Source organism: Bacillus sp. C30 (assembly GCF_040838255.1).
In the GTDB taxonomy this organism is placed as follows: Bacteria; Bacillota; Bacilli; order Bacillales; family Bacillaceae_G; genus Bacillus_A; species Bacillus_A mycoides.
In genome coordinates, this window is record NZ_JBFPJH010000016.1 from 1 (window position 1) to 22597 (window position 22597).

Genomic DNA, 22597 nt, shown 5'->3' on the forward strand with positions numbered 1-22597 from the left:
ATATATACCCATAGTTATATAAGCATAAAACTAACGAAAAATAATACGTATAATATGGGAGGTGCTTTATATGGACGGTCGTGAAAATAAAAAAATAGAACAGTTACAATCCTTTACAAAAGACAATGAAGGAAAAGAGATGACAACAAATACAGGTGTCAAAATTTCAAATGATGAAAACTCTTTAACCGCCGGCGATCGTGGTCCTACACTTTTAGAAGATTTCCTGATGCGAGAAAAACTCGCTCATTTTGACCGTGAACGAATTCCTGAAAGAGTCGTTCATGCCCGCGGTTACGGAGCACATGGTGTTTTTGAGCTATATGATTCTTTAGAAGACTTAACAATGGCTCATTTTTTACAAGACCCATCTAAAAAGACACCTATTTTTATTCGTTTTTCTGAAGTTGCTGGATCAAAAGGTGCAAATGAAACGAACCGAGATGTACGAGGATTCGCTGTTAAGTTTTATACAGAGGAAGGAAATTTCGATTTAGTGGGTAATAACATTCCGATTTTCTTCATTCAAGATGGTATTAAATTTCCGGATCTTATTCATGCTCTTAAACCAGAGCCACATAATGAGATTCCCCAAGGACAAACAGCACACGATACTTTTTGGGACTTTATCGCCAATAATCAAGAATCAGCTGCGATGATGATGTGGATTATGTCGGATCGCGCAATTCCGAGAAGTTTTCGAATGATGCAAGGGTTCGGCGTTCATACATTTCGTTTAGTTAATAAACATGGGAAGTCACGATTCGTAAAATTCCACTGGAAGCCAAAGCTTGGCGTTCACTCGTTAATTTGGGATGAAGCTCAAAAACTAGGCGGCGCTGATCCAGATTATCATCGCCGTGATTTATGGGAAAATATTAATGCCGGAAACTACCCTGAGTACGAACTTGGCGTTCAAATTTTAGAAGAAGAGGATGAATTTAAATACGATTTCGATATATTAGATGCAACAAAAATTTGGCCGGAAGAAGACTTCCCTGTTAAGATCATCGGAAAAATGACGTTAAACCGAAACGTTGATAACATATTTGCGGAAACAGAACAAGTCGCACTGCACCCTGGAAGCATCGTCCGCGGTATCGATTTTACAAATGATCCTCTCTTACAAGGTAGACTCTTTTCTTATACAGATACACAATTAGCTCGCGTCGGTACAAACTATCAAGAGTTACCGATTAATCGTCCGGTATGTCCTTTTCATAACAATCAAAGAGATGGTGCGTCTAAATATATAATTGATAAAGGAAAAATCGCTTACCATAATAACTCTTTAGCTAATAACTCTCCCTTTACTGTACCTGGTACGAAAGGCGGTTTCGTTACATATCCTTCTACTGTTTCTGGACATAAAACAAGAGAAACAGCCGCTAGTTTTAAAGACCATTTCTCACAAGCACGTTTATTTTGGAATAGTATGAGCCACGTCGAAAAAATCCATATTATGCAGGCCTTTTCCTTTGAATTAGGAAAAGTAAAAAGTAAATCAGTTCGCCAACAAGTCGTAGGTATGATTGGTCATATAAGTACAGAATTAGCTACTTTAGTAGCTGAAGCAGTCGGGGTAACAGTGCCAAATGTTCAAGAATCAAATGTTACAAAATCCTCACCAGCACTAAGTATGGAACATACAACATTCAGCCCAAATACATTACGAGTAGGCGTCATTGTCGCAAACGGATATGACGGTCAAAACGCACAATATATTATAAATCAATTCAAACAAGCCGGTCTTCAGCCCGTTATTATTTCCGAACGATTAGGTTTTGTGCAAGGTTCTCAAAATGGACAGTGGGAAGTGAATGATACTTTCTTAACAGGATCACCACTTCTTTATGATGGGCTACTTCTTATTGGCGGAAATATTAATGATCATTTTCTTAACAAGGCAAGTTCATTCGTCGTAGAATCGTATAATCACTTTAAGCCAATTGGCGCTTTCCAAAATGGAACTACTATTGTTCAATCTTTAAACATCGAAGGAAAACCTGGCGTTATAACAGAACAAAATCCTACCTTACTTGCAAATGAATTTATTCAGGCAATGACAAAACAGCGATTTTGGGAAAGAGCCTATTAAAATACATGAGGAGGATACGTCATGTTCGTTACAGTGGAAAAAGATGTACACATTTTTGTGCAAGATATGAACCCAGGTCCTGACAGTAAAACTGTTTTCTTTGTACACGGCTGGCCTTTAAATCACCAAATGTTTCAATATCAATTCAATGTTTTACCACAGCACGGGTTTCGCTGCGTCGCTATGGACATTCGCGGAAACGGGCAATCTGATAAACCATGGGCTGGTTACACTTATGATCGTTTAGCTGATGATATCGCAATTGTATTAGAAGCACTTCAAATAGAAAATGCTACGTTAGTCGGCTTCTCAGTCGGTGGCTCTCTCTCTATTCGGTATATGTCACGATATAATGGGCGTCGTATTTCCAAACTTGCATTAGTGGATGCTGTCTCTCCTTCTTTCGTGAAAAACCAAGAATCCCCTTACGGCGTACCGAAAGAACAAGCAGATGCTCTGATTGCTCAAATGTATGTAAATTTACCTAAGTTTCTAAGTGATGTATCTTTATCATTTTTTAATAGAAACTTAGGAGCTGCCACGTTAGAATGGTTTTCTTATCTCGGTATGCAGTCCGCTTCTTATGCTCTCATCAAAATTTTGCAAGCCGCTGCAAACGAAGACGTAACGAAGGACTTAAGTAAAATTAACGTCCCAACAAAAATATTCCACGGTGTTCACGACCAACTCATCCCTTATAAAAGTGCTGAGCTAACAAAAGAGCGAATTAAAGACTCTGAACTATATCCTCTTACAAATAGTGGCCACGGCTCTCCAATCGATCAAGCGGATGAATTAAATAAGGAACTGATAAAATTTTTAAATTCATAGTTCCTTTACAGTAAAAAAAGAATTTGCCCTTACGGCAAATTCTTTTTTCTTAACTACCTTTTGCACGAGCAAATTCCACATATGACTTATTCTTCTCTTCCATTAAAAATAAAACGATAATGCGGAAAAAATGAAGAGTTGGAACAATTGTCATACAAAGAATAGATAAAAAATAAACACGCTCATCGTTAAACGCATAAATACTAACAACTCGAAATCCTGTCTGTTTATAAATCCATACAACAAATAATTGCAAACTAAAAATTAATAACAAATCTGGAACTGATTCTATTAAAATCAAACAAATTGTCCAATTATATACTAGATGAAAAATTCACATACTTCTCACAAATCAATTATTAAAACGACTCTATTTTAATTTATACTAAATGTACAAGTAATACTCCCTAAACCTAGCTTGTCTGGTTATCCCGTTAAATACTATAAAAAAAGAACTTGTATCGTATACAAGTTCTTTTTTGTCGCCTATTTAAATAATATATCCTTACTATATTGCTTTCCGATGAGTAAGTCATATTGAATAAACTCATATTGCTTTAACATTTCTTTTTGTTTTTCTGTTAAACTTTTTATTGCTTCTCCGTCTTTTCCTATCTTCAATTCATCACGAAGTACGGGAATTTCTCCATATAACTTCGATAAAAATTGATAGAACGGTACCTTATTTAATCCAGCATAATCAAAGACAAGATTTGAAAAATAGATTGGACTTACTAAACCTAAATTGTCATTTGGCATATCAAAATTTGCATACATTAATAACGGCGTTTGCGCCATCGCTAATCGTTCACTTGGCGTTTTTTCATTTGTTATATAACCAGTCTCTTTATAAAGAGATTTATTTGTTCCTAGTGATGGGAGATGGTCCCCAAAGAATACTAATAATGTAGGTCTATCTAAATTATCTAGCTCCTCTATTAAATATTGAAGAGCTTCATCTGAACGTCTTAATCCTTCTGTATAAGTCTCTAATTCAGCCTTCGACTCTTCATTTTCTAATCCACTAATCTCTATTTGATTTTCACCAAATCTTCCTTCTGTAAATGGAAAATGATTTTGCATCGTAACTGCATGAACAAACGTAGGTTTCTTTTGCTTCTCTAATTCAGCTATTATCTCTTTACTCATAGATAGATCGCTAATATAATCTCCATCAACTTCTACATTTTCCATCGTATCTTGTGCATTAAACTTATCAAATCCTAACACTTTATATACATCATCCCGTTTAAAGAATGAGCGACCGAACGAATGAATTGCACTTGTATAATACCCTTCTTTTTTCAATGCTCGAGGAATTGATGGAATTTCTTTCTTATTTGTAACGACTTGCTGATATGGTATAGAGCCTGGTTTTAACAAACTCATTGAATAACTCGTTAATGCCTCAAATTCAACGTTCGCAGTATTTCCTCCAAATGCAGGAGAAATAGTTTGTCCACCAGGAAAACTTTCTATATAATGATGCAAATTAGGTAAAGGATCTTCACTAAAGGACAGGTTCGTTAACTTCGTTGGATCCCAAAACGATTCACTCATTACAAAAATAATATTCGGTTTCTCTTTTTGCTTCTGCGCCCCTATATTGCTACTATATTGTTTCTTTATATCGTTTGCTATTTGAAGCATATTTTCTTTTGAATAACCTTTCGGCTTTTCAATGACTGTCATATCTAAATTACTTATAAATCCTAGCACAAAACCATTTGAAGCATAATTTTCATTTTGATTCCACAAAACGAACTCTATACCTGACTTTTGAAACCATTTATTCATAAACGTATTCGTAAAATTACCATACACATATAAAATAAAAACGGATCCTATTATAAATAGAACTCGTACGCCTGCATGAGCTTTTACATTTTGAATATACTTCCTCACATACATACCCGCCAAAATACAGACAACAACACTTACAATAACGAGAAGGATATAACCCCAACTAAAATAATCCATCACCATTGGTATAACAGATTGCATATGTCCAATCTGTGTAAAATCAGAAGGATATAGTGGGTCTCCCCTAAAAACAATTTTGAAGTGATTTACAATAGCCAAAATGATTAGCAAAATGCTTGTCAAAATAGTACTCAAAAAAACTTTCCCAAGCACGTTATACACCAAAACATATATCGCATAAATTACAATTAAACTAAATATAAACTGTGCGTTATAATTGTAAACCCAATTCAGTGTATTTACGAGATTCATATTATTTTGCATGAAAATAAAAAGCAAAGTAACCACATGCGCTACTAAAAACATTCTAATATAAATCCGAATAATCGGTTTAAATTTATTAACTATACCTTTATTTAAATACGCAACATATAGTAGTACAACCCACATCAAAATTGTCATTATACTTAAAATATTTTTTTGATTTAACATATCTTTCATCGCATCTAAACTAAAATATTTTAAAATCAAGAAAAGTGTTGGTATTACATATAGGGTTACTAGGCCACTTAACATCGCTGAAATTAATATACTTCTTCTTGGCTGATGAAATGAAAAATTACCCCTCAATTCATTCCCTCTTTTCTGTTTATTAATTTCACCCCGCACCGTAAAAACAGTTTCTATTAAGATAACATACTTCATGCATTTCGTCTTCACACTGGATTCTACTATAACTGTAGTTTCTTAATTCTCCCTTAATCAACAGTTAATTTTTGGAATACCAACTATTCATTCTTAAAAAACTAAATTCCTTCATTCCACTTTATGATATAATAACTATGTTTTGGAAAACCTTAATACTATTAGGGTTTTATCATGAAAATAAGAAAGAATTAATAAAAAAGGAGCTGCTCATTTTTGTTAAATAAGTTTAAAAATTTGCCTAAAGCGGTATATGTAATTTTGGCGCTTTCTTTCCTGTTGCATGTTTTTTGTCTAGTAAAACAGCCAGGATTAAATGGAGAAGTAGTCAAAGTAACATATGGTGCATATGATGCGTTCAACTATTCGTTAACAGCTGAACAGCTATTAAAACACGGTGTCTTCGGATATGTTTATTTGGAGCCTAGTGAAGTTCCTGGAAAAAATGCATACATCACACCAGGTCAGCCACTATTATTAGCTGGCGCTATGATTATTTCTGATGTTACATCACTTCCTTACTATTACGTGGCAACCGTCATTAATATGATACTGAACCTCGGGACAGTGTTATTAGTATTCTTAATAGGAAAAGAGTTATTTGAAAAGAATATTTATGGAATTGTCGCAAGTATTTTATATGCTATTTATCCAAGTAACTATACATACTTCCGTACGTTATTAACCGAAGTTCCTTCAATATTCTTATTAACGTTAAGTGTATATGTATTTGTTCTCGCATGGAAATATAATAAAGTGAAATTCCATATATGGTTCGGAATTGTCGTTTCCATTTTACTTATGTTCCGTCCAAATCCAGCTCCAATGATGCTCATTCCTGTTCTTGTCGTCTTGTTCACATATGGATTTAAAGACTCAATTCGAATTGGATTATTATGGCTCATTGGCCCGTTCTTTATTATCGGTGCCTGGGTTGTTCGTAACTATTTAGCGTTCAATCAATTTATCTTATTCTCAACCCAAGGTGCGGACCCATTAATTGCCGGTGCGGATCCATTTAACAAAATCGGCTATGAAAATGTAGTTAACCAAATGAAGGCCCAGGGTTTAGAAGATAAAAATGCATACGCAAAAGATTTAATCAAAAATGGATTTAAAACGGACTTCACATATTGGTTCTCGTGGTTCACTGTTGGTAAAACAATTGAATTATTCAAAACAGCTCCTGCTGTAGACCAATACCATATTCATAAATTTATGCAAATGTGTCATAAAGTCTTCATCATAGGCACATTCTTGAGCAGTTTCTGCTGCATGCTAAATTCATTTAAACATAAACGCGTTATGATGCTAGTAGCAAGTTCTGTTATTTACATCATCTTCTCAAACTTATTCTTAGCAATTAATCGCTACGGATTTTTCATTAACCCTCTTATGTGCTTAATTCTTGCATATGGGTTAGTTTACGCTGTGCAGAAGCTTCCATTTTTCCGCACTAGCCAAGCATAACAAAAAAGAGGTCGTCCAAAAATGGACGACCTCTTTTTTATTTATCCAACACTTTGAACACGGCCAATTTGTCCATCTTGTAATCGAACTTTAATTCCGTACGTGTGTGTTTCTGTGTTTGTTAAAATATCTTTCACAACCCCACTCACTGTTTTACTATAATCTTTATCCAATTGAATAACTACATGTGAACCAACCGAAATTTGTGATCTTGTCGGTTTCCCACCTGTTGCTTCTGTTGTTTTTTCTTGTTTCTGTGTTCTCTCTTGTTGTGCAGACTGTTGTTGCTGAGCCTTCTGTTTCTCTTCTTGCTTACGTTTTTCTTGCTCTACTCTTTGCTGCTCTTCTTGCTTACGTTTTTCTTCCTCTACCCTTTGCTGCTCTTCTTGCTTACGTTTTTCTTCTTCTACTCTTTGCTGCTCTTCTTGCTTACGTTTTTCTTCCTCTGCTTTTTGCTGCTCTTCTACCTTCTTATCTTCTTCAACTTTCTTCTCATCTATTTTCTGTTCTTCCGATGCTTTCAGCTTTTCCTCTTCATCTTTACAAGCTGTTAAAACCACTACACATAAGCTCATAAGTAAAAATAATAATAATTTTTTTAACATTAAAAAATCCTCCTATATATACATTACAAATAATGACCTTTAATAGAATAACAAATATGTATAAACCCCTTTGTCGTAATTTGTCGTATACATTGGATTTTCCATGTAACACTACATGCTACAAATAGAAAAGAACCTGTCATATGACAGGTTCTTTTCGTTATTTATTAGGATACGATGATTAGCATGTTTACTATACAAGAGGAAGCATCCATATTTTCCATATGATACTTACGATTACTATAAGTACAAAATCAAACAAATCTAATCTCGGACCCTTTTTCATAGTCATGTCTAGCCACATATGAATCCATTTCATTTCCTTATATTTATGAATATTTTTCTTTGCGAATCGGTAAGTGAGCACTTGCATGATGTAAATTCCAATTACACAAATAAGCAATAAGATGAGAAATTCAAACACAAAATTCCTCCCTATTTTTGAAGCGTTCTTTCTACTATATGGTTCTTCAAAACCCATTCCTCAAACTGAGCACTTCCAAACTCCCAGCTCAAATCACGAGCGTGTACAGAAAGAACGTAATAACCGGCATATTCGTCCATAAACCGACCTGTCTCTATCTCCTCTTTCTGAAGACCGTATACTCCAAAATTAAAATACACATCCCACACGTCTTCATGCTTCCTCTTATAAGCAATCGATTCCATATCACATTCAGTTCCGAAATAATCAAGATGTAAATGTACGCTATCATCGTATTCGTAATCCATTTTATCACCCCTTATATTTGTACTTCTTTATTACCCGAAAAATTCCTGCTATCTATACTCACATATGGGCACTTACCTACATATTATGCTTGTAGATTGACTTCTAGGAGGTGTCATATAGTGAAAAAATTAATAACCGTTTTTTGCATCATGTTACTAGCTATTTTCACATTCGCTGCTTGTAGTAGCACAAAGGAAAGTACGAAAGAACAAGCTCAAAAAATTCGCGTTGGCGAAGTTACACACTCTCTTTTCTACGCACCATTATATGTTGGAATTGAAAAAGGATTTTTTAAAGATGAAGGCTTAAATATTGACTTACAAACAACAGCTGGCGGAGATAAAACGATGACCACCCTTTTATCTGGCGGAATTGATATTGCTCTCGTTGGTTCAGAAACGTCTATTTATGTTCATCAACAAGGAGCAAAAGATCCTGTCATTAATTTTGCGCAGCTTACACAAACAGATGGTACATTTTTAGTTTCCCGTAAAAAATTAGACTCTTTTAATTGGAACGACGTAAAAGGCGTTACGTTTTTAGGACAGCGTAAAGGCGGCATGCCGCAAATGGTTGGTGAATACGTTTTAAAGAAAAATGGCATTGACCCTCGCAAAGATACGAACTTAATTCAAAATATCGAGTTTGCTAATATTGCAAATGCCTTTGCATCTGGTACGGGAGAATTTGTACAGCTCTTTGAACCGACTGCAAGTATACTTGAAAAAGAAGGAAAAGGTTATATCGTCGCGTCTTTCGGAGCTGAATCTGGTACTGTCCCTTATACAACGTTTATGGCAAAAGAAAGTTTCTTAAAGAAAGATAAAGCTGCTGCAGAAAAATTCACGCGCGCACTATATAAAGCGCAGCAATGGGTTGATACACATAGTCCAGAAGAGATTGCCGATGCCGTTTCACCACTATTTAAAGACACTTCAAAAGACATTTCAGTAAAAGTAATTGAACGCTACAAAAAACAACATTCATATGCGACAAATCCATTATTAGATGATGCAGAATGGAAACAACTCCAAACGATTATGAAAGAATCTGGTGAATTACAAAAAGAAGTTCCACATGAAGCGCTCGTCAATACAAAAATTGCCGAAAGCGTTATTAAGAAATAGAGGCGAAGTGTATGAGCTTTTTACAAATACGTAACGTTTCTCACTGCTTTTTTGCAAAAGAAAATGCCAAACTTATTCTTGAAGATATGAGTTTGCAAGTAGAAGAAGGCGAATTTATTTCAATCCTTGGTCCAAGTGGTTGCGGAAAAACAACGCTCCTCTCCATCATCGCAGGGCTACTTGATCCAATTGAAGGTATCGTATTTTTAGATGGTGAACCGATTACAACTAAGACCCCCTCTATAGGCTATATGCTCCAGCAAGATTACTTGTTTCCGTGGAAAACAATTGAAGAAAATATTATGCTCGGACTTCATATTCGGAAGGTTTATGATGAAAATACGAAAGAACATACATTAAAGCTTTTAAAACAAGTCGGCCTATATGATATAGAACAGCAATACCCTCGTGAACTATCCGGTGGTATGCGCCAACGTGCTGCACTCGTTCGAACATTAGCGACCGACCCAAAAATTTTATTGTTAGATGAACCATTTTCCGCTCTTGATTATCAAACAAAATTAAAACTAGAAGATCTCGTCTTCACATTACTACGTAACTATAAGAAAACATCCCTACTTGTGACACATGATATTGAAGAAGCAATTGCGATGAGTGCTCGTATTTATTTACTGCAGGCGAACCCTGGAAAAATCGCAAAAACATTCATCGTCCCAGAAAGTATCCGTTCCTTATCGCCGTTAGAAGCACGCCACCACCATGACTTCCCATCCCTCTTCCAAGAAATATGGAAGGAGCTGGAACGACTTGGATAATATAAAACAACTACATGAACAGTTTCGAAAAAAAGAAAGACAACATGCATGGTTAGCTCGCTCTTTACAACTTGTACTTCTTGTTCTTTTCTTTGCACTATGGGAAATAGCTAGTAAAAAAGAATGGATTGATCCTTTACTCTTTAGTTCTCCTTCAAGTATTTGGGATCTCTTTTTAACGAAATGGATTGACGGTTCACTTTGGGTCCACATATGGACGACATTACTTGAAACAGGAGTAGGCTTCATTCTCGGAACTATACTCGGAGCTATTATTGCTACTCTCCTTTGGTGGATGCCACTTTTGGCCCGCGTACTTGATCCTTATCTCGTCGTCCTAAATGCAATGCCAAAAGTTGCACTCGGTCCAATCATCATTGTTATTTTCGGTCCAAATATTTCATCCTCTATCGCCATGGGGGTAATCATCTCTATCATCATTACCATTCTCGTTATTTACAGCGCATTTCAAGAAGTCGATTCCAACTATATTAAGGTCATGGACACATTTGGCGCAAATAAATGGCAATGCTATAAGCACGTTATTCTCCCTTCATCTTTCCCTGCAATTATTTCAACGTTAAAAGTAAATGTTGGCTTATCATGGGTCGGTGTTATTTTCGGGGAACTCCTCGTTTCTAAACAAGGACTTGGCTATTTAATTAGCTATGGATTCCAAGTCTTTAACTTCACACTCGTCTTGCTCAGTGTATTGCTCACTTGCGTCCTCGCAACTCTTATGTATGTATTTGTCGAGGCATTTGAAAAACTCCTTATTGGAAAACGAAAAAAAAGCTGACTTAGAGCGATATGCTAGAGTCAGCTTCTTTCTTCTACCTTTTATCACACATTTTCGAATCATCTGCAATATTCCCATTAGCAACCGTAACTGTATGGAAACAATCTTTCACACGCACCGTAACGACATTATCTTTTCGATCAATAATATGATAATCATTAAACTCTTTATTTAATGCACTACGAATTTGCTCCCCTTCAAAAATCGGAAAACCGTGAGACATTACCCAAATGAGACCAGCAACAGCAAGAATCGTTTTCATACGTTTCATTACCTCCTCGAGAGTAAACTTATAGCCCCTATACTATGCGCATTATAATTGTGTCTAATTTGTGACGTTTTTATACTAATTCTATTTTAATGATTCAGTTCCTTCTTCTTTTTTAAAAAAAGACAGAATTTTCAATTTTATCAACATAAAGAAACGCAAAGAACTACAATTCTTCACGTTTTCCCTTGGCTAAAATATATCGAACACATAATTCGCATTAGTGTCCACTTGGTTGTTCCATCGTTTTCGACACATTATATAACCCAGCTAACACTTCCGCTCTCATTTTTACAAGCTCGGAGAATTGATAGAAGAAGGCAATTTTTTTATATTTTAATTCTGTTCCTTCTTTCACCTTTTTTGAATCTTGTAAAATAAACGCTGTAAATGTATCCGCAATATCCTCTGCTACATTTGTCGTCCCATACAGTGAAACAAACTCACCATGCTTTTCCTTAAAAAATTCAATTTGAGCTTCTTCGCTTTCTTCCACTTTCTTTTCTGTCCACTCCTGGTCAATTGGTTTCCAGAAAGAATTATAAAATCGATTTATATAAGAGCTCTCCTTCGCACATCCTTCTTGTAAGAAAAGAGATTTACATTTATTTTGGTATGATGAAATATCTTTATCTTCTTCAAAAGCCTTTAAGTACTTTTCATTTACTGGTATTTGTTTATGTCCCAGTGTCAATACGTGAGCCGTCTCATGTATTAATGTTTTCATCACTTGATCGATATTTACTGCAGAATCAAGCGTATCTAAGCTAATGGTCCACTCTTTCGGATACTCCATACTCGGCATAACATGAGCGACAATTCCATCGTATCCATCTGTTACCATATCAAACTCTTTTATGTCAGTGCGATACTTAGCAGGAATAAGCGTGCTATACATCTCCCATAACGATTCATGATAATCCCTATCTTGACGTTGCTTTAATACTTCTTCTTTCGCGTCCTTATCCTCCGCAAAAGCCTTATTCAATCGTTTGCGATCTAGTTTATCGAAATAAGGATCTACAATTTCATCACCATCAATATAATAAGAAGCTAAAAAGAAATAATTTTCATCATCCTTTTTTTTCATTTCTGCTTCTTTCATATCGTTACTTGAATGTCCTTCTAAATCATAATCCTCTAGTACTTCAAGTTCTGAAAGTCCATCTATCTTTTTATATACTTTTTGAAGTGTTTTATCACCTATTTGTGTGCATTCTTCTGTCGTTTCGCACACATCTTTTTTCTCTCTTTTCGAAGTTTGCTCCGACATATCACATCCAGCTACTAAGCCCATTGAAATCATAAAACACATTAACTTGCCATACAGTTTCTTCATACGCCCCTCCATTATTCCATTCTACAAAAATATCATAATCATTTTTTAACGAATATGCGATAATTAATTATAAAAACTGTATGGAGGTTTCCCATGATTCGAGCAGTCTTATTTGACTTAGATGGAACACTATTAGATCGTCGTCAATCTTTAGAGCAATTTATTCGTGATCAATATAATCGCTTCGCCTTTCATTTGATAAACATAGAAAAATTCGAGTATTGCTCTCGTTTTCTCGAACTCGACAATAATGGTTACACGTGGAAAGATAAGGTATATTCCACTCTCCTTTGCGAATACAACATTACCACTTTAACGCAAGAGCAACTGCTGCACGACTACATTACAAACTTCCAACATCATTGTATTCCTTTCCCAAACATGCACGAATTACTTCAACAACTAACTCAGCGAAACATTAAAATTGGTATTATTACAAACGGCTTTACTAAATTTCAGATGAGCAACCTTCGAGCACTAAACATACATACGTATACAAGCACGATTCTTGTTTCAGAAGCAGAAGGAATTAAAAAGCCTCACCCTGAGATTTTCGAACGGGCTTTACAAAAGCTAAACGTAAAAGCAGAAGAATGCCTTTACGTTGGGGACCATCCAGAAAATGATGTACTTGGTTCTGAACAAGTAGGGATTCTTGGCGTTTGGAAGAGAGATTCATTTTGGGGTGACTTTGAACATTCACGTGTCGTGGATGATTTATTAGAGGTGCTTTCGTTTTTAGAGGTGGAAATAAAAAAAACATAAAGCAGTCCAAAGAACCACTCTACGGAAGAGAGGTTCTTTGGACTGCTTTACTCATAAACTGTAAACTGCGGTTTACTCGGATGATCTATCACTAGCGCATCATCTGGAAATTTTGAAACTTTTTGATATAAAGCAATGTCACCAATGCAGCCTGCTGTTAGTAGAATCCCTAAAAATGAGAGTGGCTCCAGATTCATAGCTAATCCCAATACAATTGGTAAAATTCCAGTTGGTAAAAATGGCAACATTAATACTTTCTTCATTTGCTTTACTGTAATTTCTTTTTTAGAATGAGCATATGCCACACCCAATTTCCAATTGACGCCCCATTTTAATTCACTCCACGGAACACCTCCGATATAGCGAAATCCTATTAAATGTAATGCCTCATGAATACAAACGAGAACAAGCATTGCGATAATAAAAAGAAACATGATCGGTAACGTAATTTCAATTTGAAACCCGCCTGAAAGAATTGTATGCAGATAACTAATTCCAATCGCCAGAGCGAATATTATAAAAAATGAATAGAAATTTAATTTAACCATTGAAACAGAAACTGTTGTTTCTTTTCTGTTATCCATCTTTTCCCCTCCTAACAAGTAAAGATATCCTCACAAAATTGTATAATATACCCAAATGTATATAAAGATATATTTACATTTATTCTTGAACGCAAAAAAAGAAACCGGCCACTTTACTTCGTAAAACAGCCGATTTCTTCTATATGTTTCATCGTACGCGCTAATACATCATCGCGCATAATAAAGCTAAATTTTCTATCAGTTTTAATATTATCAGGAATGTCTTTTAATAAAACAGACCCTTTCGTTTCTTCGTAATGCGTATGTTGCTCTACCGCACTAATTGTTGCAAAATAAATGTTTTTAATGATTATTTTGTCTTTTCCGGATACTTTGTATTGCCCTAAGTAAGTTAAATCAGAAACTATGCCGCCGGTTTCCTCATGAACTTCTCGAACTGCCGCTTCTTCCGGTGTTTCCCCGAGTTCTACTTTACCACCTGGAAATTCAAGACCACGGCGTAAATGATGCGTTAATAACCATTGATCCCCGTATCGGCATACAACCCAAACATGCTTTGGCTCAGGAGAAAATGGGTAACGTTCAAACGATAATTGTACAGTGTTGTGGTAATAATCTTTAAATTTGTACATGCCATTACTCCCCTATTGATGATTACAAGTTTTTCCTACCACAAATTGTAGCATATTCTCGCTTTTCTGCATAATATTATCCAATTACAATCCATTGATTATTCCCATTTGTGCGACTAATTCTTTCGTTTCATGATTCCCTAGATCATAAATCATTTTATATGCTTTTTGTAGTTGTTCATCATATCGATCATTATTCGAATCGTGATGATACTCAACGAATGGAACGTGGGAGCGTACATACGAACCTAAGTCCTCTTCATACGCTTGATCAAAATACTCTCTTAACTCCGTAATCTCTTCGTCATTTGCATAAATTTCAAAATTATACGTATCCGCCGTCTTCACTTGCGAAATTTGACCATTTCCAACTGATATATAATATGTTTTTTTATTCTCCATGTAACACCCTTCTTTCATCCTTTTAATTTCTATTATTTTCATCAATTACAAAATTATGTAAAATAAAGAAAAGGAGGGATTTCATGCTCAAAATATTAATTATCGGCATTATAATCGTACTGATCATATTAGTACTCTCCGTTATGACGATTAATAAAGGCTATTCTTACAAACATTCGATTGATAAACCAGAAGATAACCCTTATACAAAAAGCAGTAAAGAGCATTCATAATAACTACGCATTTTAATCGCACTCAGTGTCATCATCATATCCGCTATTAGTTTACTGACAGGTCAAAATAACTTTCTACCACTTTCACAATTTCTATTAGGAGCTTTAATGTTTCTCATCGCAATTGAGCAAATAAAAAAGAAGGATTCAGGAACCGGATTTATTTGCATTGTTGCTGGTGCTTTCATTTGGCTTGTTTTTATCATTACCTACATAAAATAGAGGAGGGTCTTTTATGCTGAAAGGATTACGGATTACTTTATCACTTATTGCTTTATCTATAGCAATCTATAGCTTTTTTACTGGTAATAGGGAAATCATGCCTTATATGTTCATCTTTTTAGGGGGGATGGCTTTCATTATTAGTATAGAGGAAATCTTAAAACAGCAAAAAGGTGGTAGCATACTTGCTCTGTTAGCAGGAGCTGTTGCTTTATTTCTTGGCTTCTCAGAAATATTTCGATAAATAGTCTCTTTAAAGGAGGAATTCGATGCTAACTGGAATACGCTATTTTTTCATGCTTCTCACAATCTCTCTTTGCACTTATTCTCTTGCTACCGATAATTTCACACTTCTCCCATACATGCAATTTGCTCTCAGTTGTTTCTTTATTCTTCTAGGAATTAATGAACTGAAATCCGGAAGAAAATCAATGGGTATCTCGCATTTTCTCGTTTCTATTCTTATGCTCTTCATTGTAATATCGAACTACCTTCGTTACATGTAACATGTAATTTTAATCACCTACTGACTATTCCCTTTCACCAATTTGGCTTTGTCGAACAGGTAATAAATTTGAGGATAACCTAAACAAAAAAAGGTGGAGAATAGTATGCTAAAAGTATTTCGTATTATATCCGCTCTGATCGTCATCGCTCTCGCTCTATATGGAATGTTTACAAACCCGCTTGTTATTATGCCCTATATGCTTATTGCCTTATCTATCATGGCTTTCATCATGAGCGCAGAAGAAAAACAGAAACAACAGAAAGTAAATAGTACAATCTCTTTCTTTTCTGGCGTCTTTACTTTAATTATTGTCATTCTTATTCTTGTCTCTCGATAACAATACTTCTACTAAGGAGGATTTCATGTTAAAAAACTTTCGAATTATAATAGCTACTATCGCTCTCATTCTCGCTCTACTTAGCCTCTTTGCAAACCTCTCTATGCTTTTACCATTCGTATTTATCCTTTTAAGTATTATGTTTATCCTTTTTGGAATTGATGAAATAAAAGAGCAGCAAAAAGCAAAAGCATTTGTTTATTTTCTCGGTTCTGTCTTTATTTTATATGTTGGAGTGTCTAGTATACTTTCATAAAAGAAGAGCAAGTTTTCTCTTAACAAAATAAAAAAAACTGCCCTTTCACAGGCAGTTTTTCTTTCTATCCAAATACTTTCTCAAGTTCATCTTTATCTTGGCTTAACCAGAAGTTCATTAAGCGTTGTGCTCCTTCTAAGTCGTGAAGCTTCGCTTGGCCACATTGTGTTTCATTTGCAGCTGGAATTTCTGTAATTTGAACCGCATCTTTTAATGTTAGTTCTAATAAATCAATGATTTCACGAACTGTCGGTGTCCCGCTTACTACAAGATAATACCCTGTTTGGCAGCCCATCGGTGAAATATCGATAATATCAAAATGCGGATAACGATCAATATATTTACGTAAATTAAATGCTAATAAATGCTCTAACGTATGAATAACATCTGGTTTCATTGCTTGTTTATTTGGTTGGCAAAAACGAATATCAAATTTATTTACAATACCGTCACTACCTACATTGTGGACTCCGCAATGTCTTACATAAGGCGCCTTTACAATCGTATGGTCTAATTCAAAGCTTTCTACTGATGGCATACAACATCTCTCCCGCTTTTAATTTAATTCCGTTATATCCAATATGATATAACGGAAATCGACATTAGTAAAGTATTATGTACTGTCGTGCTATAATACTTTAAGACTATGCTGAAAAGGAGACCATTATGAAACAGATTTTTATCGGTATTATACGCTTTTATCAAAAGTTCATTTCTCCGATGACACCGCCAACGTGCCGCTTTCATCCGACTTGCTCTCATTATGGATTAGAAGCGTTTCAAAAACACGGTGCCCTAAAAGGATTTTGGCTTACATGTAAGCGTATATTAAAATGTCACCCTTTCCATCCAGGAGGATTTGATCCTGTCCCAGATAAAAAGGATGACAAAGTAAATTCTTAATTGTCGTAACCATTCACAACTAAATCTAATTTTCCTGTGTCAGGATCTATAACAAGACCGTGAACAGGTACTTCTTCCGGAAGTAACGGATGGTTGCGAAGTATTGACACACTATGTTCTACACTTTCTTCTACACTAGAGAACCCTTGTAAGAATCTTTCTAAATCGATTCCAGAATAACGAAGTGTATCTAATTTCTCTTCTGTTACGCCGCGCTCTTTCATTTTTTCAATTGTACTGCTTGCTTGAATTTTTGCCATACCACAATCATGATGACCGACAACACATACTTCGTCAGCTCCAAGCTCATATACAGCGACTAAAATACTACGCATAATACTTCCAAACGGATGTGAAATAACAGCACCTGCTACTTTAATAATTTTCACATCACCGTTACGCATATTCATTGCTTTCGGTAATAATTCAACAAGACGAGTATCCATACAAGAGATAATTACCATCTTTTTGTTTGGAAATTTCCCTGTTTCATACTCTTCGTATTTTTTCTCTTCAACAAATTTTTCATTGTATTGTAAAATCTCTTCTAATGACTTCATAGTAAAGAACCCTCTTTTCTCTCATTTACATTACATATGTAGTGTACCAAAATTTAAAAAACTCAAAAAGGATATTTCTTTATAGTAAAAATAGGATGTTTTCAGATAATCGACATAATTCTTTCAAAATATACACACACCTTTGTAACAAGTCTCACATACTTTAAACGTTTTTTCACTATAAACTGATTGTAGATAATGTAAAAAAGGAGTGAATATTTATTATGTCCGATGTTCTGTTACTAAGTCGTTTTCAATTTGCAATTACTATTTTTTATCACTTTTTATTTGTACCTTTGACAATCGGACTTGTTATTTTAGTAGCATGTATGGAAACTCAATACGCCCGCACATTGAATCCAACATACCGCAAAATGGCAAATTTCTGGGGAAAACTTTTTACAATTAACTTCGTAATGGGGATTATAACCGGAATTACGATGGAATTCCAATTTGGAACAAACTGGTCTGAGTACTCCAAATATATGGGGGATATTTTCGGATCACCTCTCGCAATCGAAGCACTCGTTGCCTTCTTCTTAGAATCTACTTTCATGGGAATATGGTTATTCGGTAAAGACAAAATCTCACCAAAGTTCCGTGCTTTCTGTATGTGGATGGTTGCACTTGGAACAAATATTTCTGCCCTTTGGATTATTACAGCAAACGGCTTTATGCAAAACCCCGTTGGCTATGTAATACGTAATGGCCGCGCTGAATTAAATGATTTCTGGGCTCTTGTTACAAATCCATATGCATGGAATATGTTCTTCCATACTGTAATTGGTTGTTATATTGTCGGTGCTTTCTTCGTTATGGCAATTAGTGCATATCACTTACTACGTAAAAATGAAGTGGAATTCTTCAAAAAATCATTTAAGTTTGGCTTAATGTTAGGTTTATTCGCAGCAACAATTACACCATTTATGGGCCATCAATCTGGTGTATCAGCGGCTAAGTATCAACCAGCAAAAGGAGCTGCAATGGAAGCTGTTTGGGACACTGGAAAAGGACAAGGTTTCTCAATCATTCAAATTCCTGATGTGAAAAATGAAAAGAACTTTGAATTCCTTACTATTCCAAAGCTCGGAAGTTTCTTCTATACAAACTCATTTGATGGAGAAATTGTTGGTTTAAAAGATATTCCAAAAGAAGATCGTCCAAATGTTAACCTCGTGTACTATAGCTTCCGCTTAATGGTTGCACTTGGCATGTTCTTTATGGCATTAACTTGGTACGGTTTCTATTTAAACCGAAAAGGAAAACTAGAAAACTCAAAACGTTATTTAAAAATTACAATGTGGTCTGTTTTACTTCCATATATCGCAATTAACGCTGGCTGGATTGTCGCTGAAGTAGGTCGTCAACCGTGGACAGTTTATAAACTAATGCGTACAGCAGAATCCGTGTCACCTATATCAGTTCCACAAATTTGGTTCTCATTAATTAGTTTAATATTGTTCTACACTTTACTCTTAATTGCAGACGTATACTTAATGCTGAAGTTCGCGAAAAAAGGACCCGCTGCATTAGAAGAACCTGCTACTGAAGGAGGTACAGCTCATGTCTCATGATATGCTTGCAATTATCTGGTTCGGTTTATGGGGCGTAATTTGGACAGTTTACTTCATTCTTGATGGCTACGCACTCGGTAACGGGATGATTTTCCCATTCGTTGCGAAAGACCGACAAGAACGAAATCAATTACAAGAAGCAATTGGTCCATTCTGGGGTGGTAATGAAGTATGGTTAATTACAGCTGGTGGTGCAACATTTGCTGCCTTCCCAATCACATATGCAAATATGTTTAGTTACCTATATACACCACTGTTTTTAGTATTACTTGCACTATTTGCTCGTGCCGCTGGACTTGAATTTATGCATAAAGACGATTCACCAATTTGGCAAAAAACTTGTAAATGGGCATTTACAATTGGTAGTTTCCTAATCGCCTTCTTATTCGGCGTTACATTCGCTAACCTGTATTACGGGCTGCAAATCGGAAAAGATGGTTATGAAGGAACTTTACTTAGCTTACTAAACCATTATGGTATTTTAGGTGGTCTCTTCTTCACTGCTATATTCGTCGTATCTGGTGCCCTTTGGATTATGATTAAAACAACTGGCGAAGTATCTGATCGTGCTTATAAAATTGCAAGACCATTTTCAATGGCAGCTGCTATCATTCTAGCTATCTTCTATGTCGCAACTGCAAATCGTACAAATTTATTCCAAAACTTCACGGAATATCCTGTACTATTCATTCTTCCAGTACTTGCAATGTTAATGAGTGTACTCACACTTATTATGGTGTACAAACATAAAATTGGCCTTGCATTCACATTCGTTTGCTTAACAATCGCAATGTTTATGACAACTGGTTTTGCAGGTATGTTCCCAAGAATGTTACCATCTCGTATTAACGACGCTTATAGTACAACGTTATACAACGCAGCTGGTAGTCAATTAAACTTAAAAATTATGTTCTTCGTTGCAATGGTTATGGTACCAATTGTTATTGGATATCAGCTTTGGAGCTACAGCATATTTAAAAATAAAATTCATAAAGACTCTGCTAAAGGGTATCACTAAAATAAAAAAGACACTTCGAGCGAAGTGTCTTTTTTATTTTACGTATGATTTTCGATAAGATGTTACATTTCTAATCTAACAACTATGATAAAGAAGAATCACTAACAGCTCACAACTAAATTGTATCACAGGACAAACACATCATTTTATGCAATTTTACATATAAAAATTATAACGTAGATTGAATTACTTGGTCATACACATCGTTATCCGTTACATCTGCCGTACTAATACCACTGAATGTCCTCACATTTAATCCGGTATTTGAAGATCCCGATCCATTATAAGCTTTCGTTTTTTCAATTGGATGTACGTTATATTTATCACCTAAGTTAATTGTCCCGTTACAATTCTCAATAATAACCCCTTCCACAATAGCTGGCATTTTATCACCTACTTTCATTTCGTTACTCCCATTCTATGAGAATCGCCTACAAAAATAGCATGTGTGAATAAGAAAAAAGCACTCAGGCTGAGTGCTTTTTTCTTATTTACCGCTCTTCTTTCTCTCACAAGCAATTCCATCGCCATCACGATCTAAATGCTTACCGTAATACGGACTATCTCTTGTAATATCGTAAACTCCAGCATCATTTGCTTCTTTACAGTTAGCAAAGCGTTTTGGTTCTGGCTTTTGTTCCGGCTTCACCTCTGGTTGTGGTTGTTCTTGTCTTGCTCCTGGTCTTTCTTCAAGTGGTAATGTCGCGTTATATAAGAACTGAACATATTGCTCACGACTTACATGCATTCTAGGTGCGAATTTACCATCACCAGTTCCAGCTGTAATATAATTTGATTTAACTGCAGTAATCGCAGGATTCGCCCATCCATTTCTATCTACATCCGGGAAATTATGATCCCCTCTAATTTGCAATTGAAACCCTTTTGTTAAAATTTGTGCCATTTCATCGCGAGTTAACGAATCTTTCGGCCTAAAGTTCCCTGTGTCATCTCCAGCGAATACACCGATCTCTGTTAAAGCAAGAATCTCTTTTTTAAACTGAGTCGAACGATCAGTAACATCTTTATACGGATTATTATACTGTTCTTTTACTGCTGGCTTTAATTGACGGAACATAAGGGCTGCAACTTGCTCACGAGTTACATCATCACCAAATCCAAAAATCCCATTTCCATATCCAGCAACAATATTTTTATTTGCTAAATCCATAATTGCCTTATAAGCCCAATGATTGTTTGGAACATCTTTAAACTCTATACTTGCCTGCGCTGTCCCAATTGAAGTAAATGCTGTAGTTGCAACAATTGCACCTGTTAAAAGTAATTTTTTAAATCCCATACTTAAGTCTCCTTCTCTTTTCCATAATAACCATTTAACAATATAACAAATTATATAGCTTCATTTTGTCATATTCTGTCGAATACAAAAAAGAACCCCGAAGGATTCTTTTTTGCTAAGCACAAATGGCAATTTTGGAGACAGTTGACTTTTTCAAAAATTTATTAGGGGTAATATTTTGAAAAAGAAAGCCTTTCATATTTAACTTAACACCACTGGAATATATAGTAAATTGATAATATTTATACGGAAGATTGCTAATGTTTAGTATAGATAGTTTGCACTACGTTAATAGTGGAAATTATCTATACTAAGAAACAAAAAGACGCCTTTCAAGAAGACGTCCTTTCCCCTGTTTATATATACCCCATCCCGCTTTTTGTAAACACACACTAGAAAACAGAATCATGAATTGTTACAAGATTGTTAGGTACAAAAAGAGTAGAGGTAAATATTAATATAAAATTCTGCTTTATAGCGTGTATCCACAACTTATATTTTAATCCTCTTCCCTTGAAAATAAACATAATATGCATAATTACATACCAAAAAGAAAAAGACACTCCACAGAGTGCCTCTTCAACCATTTTACTTTTAATATATCACTTTGAATACATTTTACCATATTTAACTATATCGGTTGTTAAGAAAATTCGAAATCGTTATTT

General features: G+C 35.2%; 29 protein-coding genes. 15 read left to right on the forward strand and 14 right to left on the reverse strand.

The features are described 5' to 3' along the window. Positions 1–70: 70 nt before the first annotated feature. The gene (locus AB3X49_RS03610) at positions 71–2098 is read left to right on the forward strand and encodes a catalase (RefSeq protein WP_367960547.1); all 2028 of its coding nucleotides are present in this window, start codon (positions 71–73) and stop codon (positions 2096–2098) included. A gap of 21 nt (positions 2099–2119) precedes the next feature. Then, on the forward strand, positions 2120–2929 hold the full coding sequence (locus AB3X49_RS03615) for an alpha/beta fold hydrolase (protein ID WP_367960549.1): 810 nt from the start codon (positions 2120–2122) through the stop codon (positions 2927–2929). 49 nt (positions 2930–2978) lie between these two features. Here AB3X49_RS03615 and AB3X49_RS03620 read toward each other — a convergent pair whose 3' ends face one another. Together AB3X49_RS03620 and AB3X49_RS03625 are read right to left on the reverse strand one after the other, a co-directional pair. Further along, positions 2979–3230, reverse strand: coding sequence for a hypothetical protein (locus AB3X49_RS03620; RefSeq protein WP_367960551.1), 252 nt, complete (start codon positions 3228–3230; stop codon positions 2979–2981). A gap of 185 nt (positions 3231–3415) precedes the next feature. Continuing rightward, complete coding sequence (locus AB3X49_RS03625) at positions 3416–5482, reverse strand: LTA synthase family protein (protein ID WP_367960553.1); 2067 nt, start codon at positions 5480–5482, stop codon at positions 3416–3418. Between the two features lie 291 nt (positions 5483–5773). Between AB3X49_RS03625 and AB3X49_RS03630 the strand changes: the two genes are divergently transcribed. After that, positions 5774–7027 carry a glycosyltransferase family 39 protein gene (locus AB3X49_RS03630; RefSeq protein ID WP_002015720.1) on the forward strand — a complete coding sequence of 418 codons (1254 nt, stop codon included), beginning with the start codon at positions 5774–5776 and terminating at the stop codon, positions 7025–7027. A gap of 41 nt (positions 7028–7068) precedes the next feature. Here the strand turns inward: AB3X49_RS03630 and AB3X49_RS03635 are convergent, their stop codons facing one another. From AB3X49_RS03635 to AB3X49_RS03645, 3 genes are all read right to left on the reverse strand, one after another. Beyond that, positions 7069–7632 carry a YwbE family protein gene (locus AB3X49_RS03635; protein ID WP_367960555.1) on the reverse strand — a complete coding sequence of 188 codons (564 nt, stop codon included), beginning with the start codon at positions 7630–7632 and terminating at the stop codon, positions 7069–7071. A 193-nt stretch (positions 7633–7825) separates the two neighbouring features. Next, positions 7826–8056 carry a hypothetical protein gene (locus AB3X49_RS03640; protein WP_002034470.1) on the reverse strand — a complete coding sequence of 77 codons (231 nt, stop codon included), beginning with the start codon at positions 8054–8056 and terminating at the stop codon, positions 7826–7828. 11 nt (positions 8057–8067) lie between these two features. Beyond that, on the reverse strand, positions 8068–8364 hold the full coding sequence (locus AB3X49_RS03645) for a DUF3986 family protein (RefSeq protein ID WP_367960557.1): 297 nt from the start codon (positions 8362–8364) through the stop codon (positions 8068–8070). Between the two features lie 120 nt (positions 8365–8484). On the opposite strand from AB3X49_RS03645, the gene AB3X49_RS03650 reads away from it, so the two are divergent. The 3 genes from AB3X49_RS03650 to AB3X49_RS03660 are packed head-to-tail and all read left to right on the forward strand — an operon-like array spanning position 8485 to position 11067. Then, positions 8485–9492: an ABC transporter substrate-binding protein gene (locus AB3X49_RS03650; protein WP_113734045.1), complete on the forward strand. Its 1008-nt coding sequence runs from the start codon at positions 8485–8487 to the stop codon at positions 9490–9492. Positions 9493–9503: 11 nt separating this feature from the next. Beyond that, positions 9504–10268, forward strand: a complete 765-nt coding sequence (locus tag AB3X49_RS03655) for an ABC transporter ATP-binding protein (RefSeq protein ID WP_367960559.1) — start codon at positions 9504–9506, stop codon at positions 10266–10268. Then, positions 10261–11067: an ABC transporter permease gene (locus AB3X49_RS03660; RefSeq protein WP_002089141.1), complete on the forward strand. Its 807-nt coding sequence runs from the start codon at positions 10261–10263 to the stop codon at positions 11065–11067. Before AB3X49_RS03655 ends, AB3X49_RS03660 begins: the two co-directional genes overlap by 8 nt. 34 nt (positions 11068–11101) lie before the next feature. Here the strand turns inward: AB3X49_RS03660 and AB3X49_RS03665 are convergent, their stop codons facing one another. Both AB3X49_RS03665 and AB3X49_RS03670 read right to left on the reverse strand, forming a co-directional pair. Continuing rightward, a complete protein-coding gene (locus AB3X49_RS03665; protein ID WP_002129567.1) occupies positions 11102–11329 on the reverse strand; it encodes a hypothetical protein in 228 nt (75 codons plus the stop codon). Positions 11330–11555: 226 nt separating this feature from the next. Then, positions 11556–12674 (reverse strand): recombinase family protein, encoded by a 1119-nt coding sequence (locus AB3X49_RS03670; protein ID WP_367960561.1) that lies wholly within the window; start codon positions 12672–12674, stop codon positions 11556–11558. 93 nt (positions 12675–12767) lie between these two features. On the opposite strand from AB3X49_RS03670, the gene AB3X49_RS03675 reads away from it, so the two are divergent. Beyond that, positions 12768–13439, forward strand: a complete 672-nt coding sequence (locus AB3X49_RS03675) for an HAD family hydrolase (protein WP_367960563.1) — start codon at positions 12768–12770, stop codon at positions 13437–13439. 47 nt (positions 13440–13486) lie between these two features. Here the strand turns inward: AB3X49_RS03675 and AB3X49_RS03680 are convergent, their stop codons facing one another. The 3 genes from AB3X49_RS03680 to AB3X49_RS03690 all read right to left on the reverse strand — a co-directional run bounded on the left by AB3X49_RS03680 (position 13487) and on the right by AB3X49_RS03690 (position 15018). Beyond that, positions 13487–14023 (reverse strand): DUF3267 domain-containing protein, encoded by a 537-nt coding sequence (locus tag AB3X49_RS03680; RefSeq protein WP_107887320.1) that lies wholly within the window; start codon positions 14021–14023, stop codon positions 13487–13489. A gap of 113 nt (positions 14024–14136) precedes the next feature. Then, on the reverse strand, positions 14137–14616 hold the full coding sequence (gene mutTA / locus AB3X49_RS03685) for an antimutator 8-oxo-(dGTP/GTP)ase (RefSeq protein ID WP_002015736.1): 480 nt from the start codon (positions 14614–14616) through the stop codon (positions 14137–14139). Between the two features lie 84 nt (positions 14617–14700). Next, positions 14701–15018: a hypothetical protein gene (locus tag AB3X49_RS03690; RefSeq protein ID WP_002089150.1), complete on the reverse strand. Its 318-nt coding sequence runs from the start codon at positions 15016–15018 to the stop codon at positions 14701–14703. An 83-nt stretch (positions 15019–15101) separates the two neighbouring features. On the opposite strand from AB3X49_RS03690, the gene ytzI reads away from it, so the two are divergent. From ytzI to AB3X49_RS03715, 5 genes are all read left to right on the forward strand, one after another. Further along, positions 15102–15251, forward strand: a complete 150-nt coding sequence (ytzI, locus tag AB3X49_RS03695) for a YtzI protein (RefSeq protein WP_002089154.1) — start codon at positions 15102–15104, stop codon at positions 15249–15251. A 36-nt stretch (positions 15252–15287) separates the two neighbouring features. Next, positions 15288–15473 carry a YczI family protein gene (locus tag AB3X49_RS03700; RefSeq protein ID WP_078176488.1) on the forward strand — a complete coding sequence of 62 codons (186 nt, stop codon included), beginning with the start codon at positions 15288–15290 and terminating at the stop codon, positions 15471–15473. 13 nt (positions 15474–15486) lie between these two features. Next, a complete protein-coding gene (locus AB3X49_RS03705) occupies positions 15487–15717 on the forward strand; it encodes a DUF3953 domain-containing protein (protein ID WP_002089156.1) in 231 nt (76 codons plus the stop codon). A 367-nt stretch (positions 15718–16084) separates the two neighbouring features. After that, the gene (locus AB3X49_RS03710) at positions 16085–16318 is read left to right on the forward strand and encodes a hypothetical protein (protein WP_002138769.1); all 234 of its coding nucleotides are present in this window, start codon (positions 16085–16087) and stop codon (positions 16316–16318) included. Further along, positions 16305–16574, forward strand: coding sequence for a YczI family protein (locus tag AB3X49_RS03715; RefSeq protein ID WP_503413842.1), 270 nt, complete (start codon positions 16305–16307; stop codon positions 16572–16574). The genes AB3X49_RS03710 and AB3X49_RS03715 overlap by 14 nt, the downstream gene beginning before the upstream one ends. A 64-nt stretch (positions 16575–16638) precedes the next feature. On the opposite strand, the gene luxS is transcribed toward AB3X49_RS03715, so the two are convergent. Next, the gene (gene luxS / locus AB3X49_RS03720) at positions 16639–17112 is read right to left on the reverse strand and encodes an S-ribosylhomocysteine lyase LuxS (RefSeq protein WP_001141371.1); all 474 of its coding nucleotides are present in this window, start codon (positions 17110–17112) and stop codon (positions 16639–16641) included. Between the two features lie 128 nt (positions 17113–17240). Between luxS and yidD the strand changes: the two genes are divergently transcribed. Then, positions 17241–17477 carry a membrane protein insertion efficiency factor YidD gene (gene yidD, locus AB3X49_RS03725; protein WP_000809328.1) on the forward strand — a complete coding sequence of 79 codons (237 nt, stop codon included), beginning with the start codon at positions 17241–17243 and terminating at the stop codon, positions 17475–17477. Here the strand turns inward: yidD and AB3X49_RS03730 are convergent. Continuing rightward, a complete protein-coding gene (locus tag AB3X49_RS03730; protein WP_002015742.1) occupies positions 17474–18037 on the reverse strand; it encodes a beta-class carbonic anhydrase in 564 nt (187 codons plus the stop codon). The genes yidD and AB3X49_RS03730 overlap by 4 nt on opposite strands. Before the next feature lie 224 nt (positions 18038–18261). Between AB3X49_RS03730 and cydA the strand changes: the two genes are divergently transcribed. Both cydA and cydB read left to right on the forward strand, forming a co-directional pair. Further along, complete coding sequence (gene cydA / locus AB3X49_RS03735) at positions 18262–19611, forward strand: cytochrome ubiquinol oxidase subunit I (RefSeq protein ID WP_002089164.1); 1350 nt, start codon at positions 18262–18264, stop codon at positions 19609–19611. After that, entirely contained in the window at positions 19601–20629 is a 1029-nt protein-coding gene (cydB, locus tag AB3X49_RS03740; RefSeq protein ID WP_060750092.1) for a cytochrome d ubiquinol oxidase subunit II, read from the forward strand. The genes cydA and cydB overlap by 11 nt, the downstream gene beginning before the upstream one ends. 169 nt (positions 20630–20798) lie before the next feature. Here cydB and AB3X49_RS03745 read toward each other — a convergent pair whose 3' ends face one another. Together AB3X49_RS03745 and AB3X49_RS03750 are read right to left on the reverse strand one after the other, a co-directional pair. Then, positions 20799–21032, reverse strand: coding sequence for a spore germination protein (locus AB3X49_RS03745; RefSeq protein ID WP_002015747.1), 234 nt, complete (start codon positions 21030–21032; stop codon positions 20799–20801). An 84-nt stretch (positions 21033–21116) separates the two neighbouring features. Further along, positions 21117–21929, reverse strand: coding sequence for an S-layer homology domain-containing protein (locus AB3X49_RS03750; protein WP_016092497.1), 813 nt, complete (start codon positions 21927–21929; stop codon positions 21117–21119). Positions 21930–22597 lie beyond the last annotated feature (668 nt).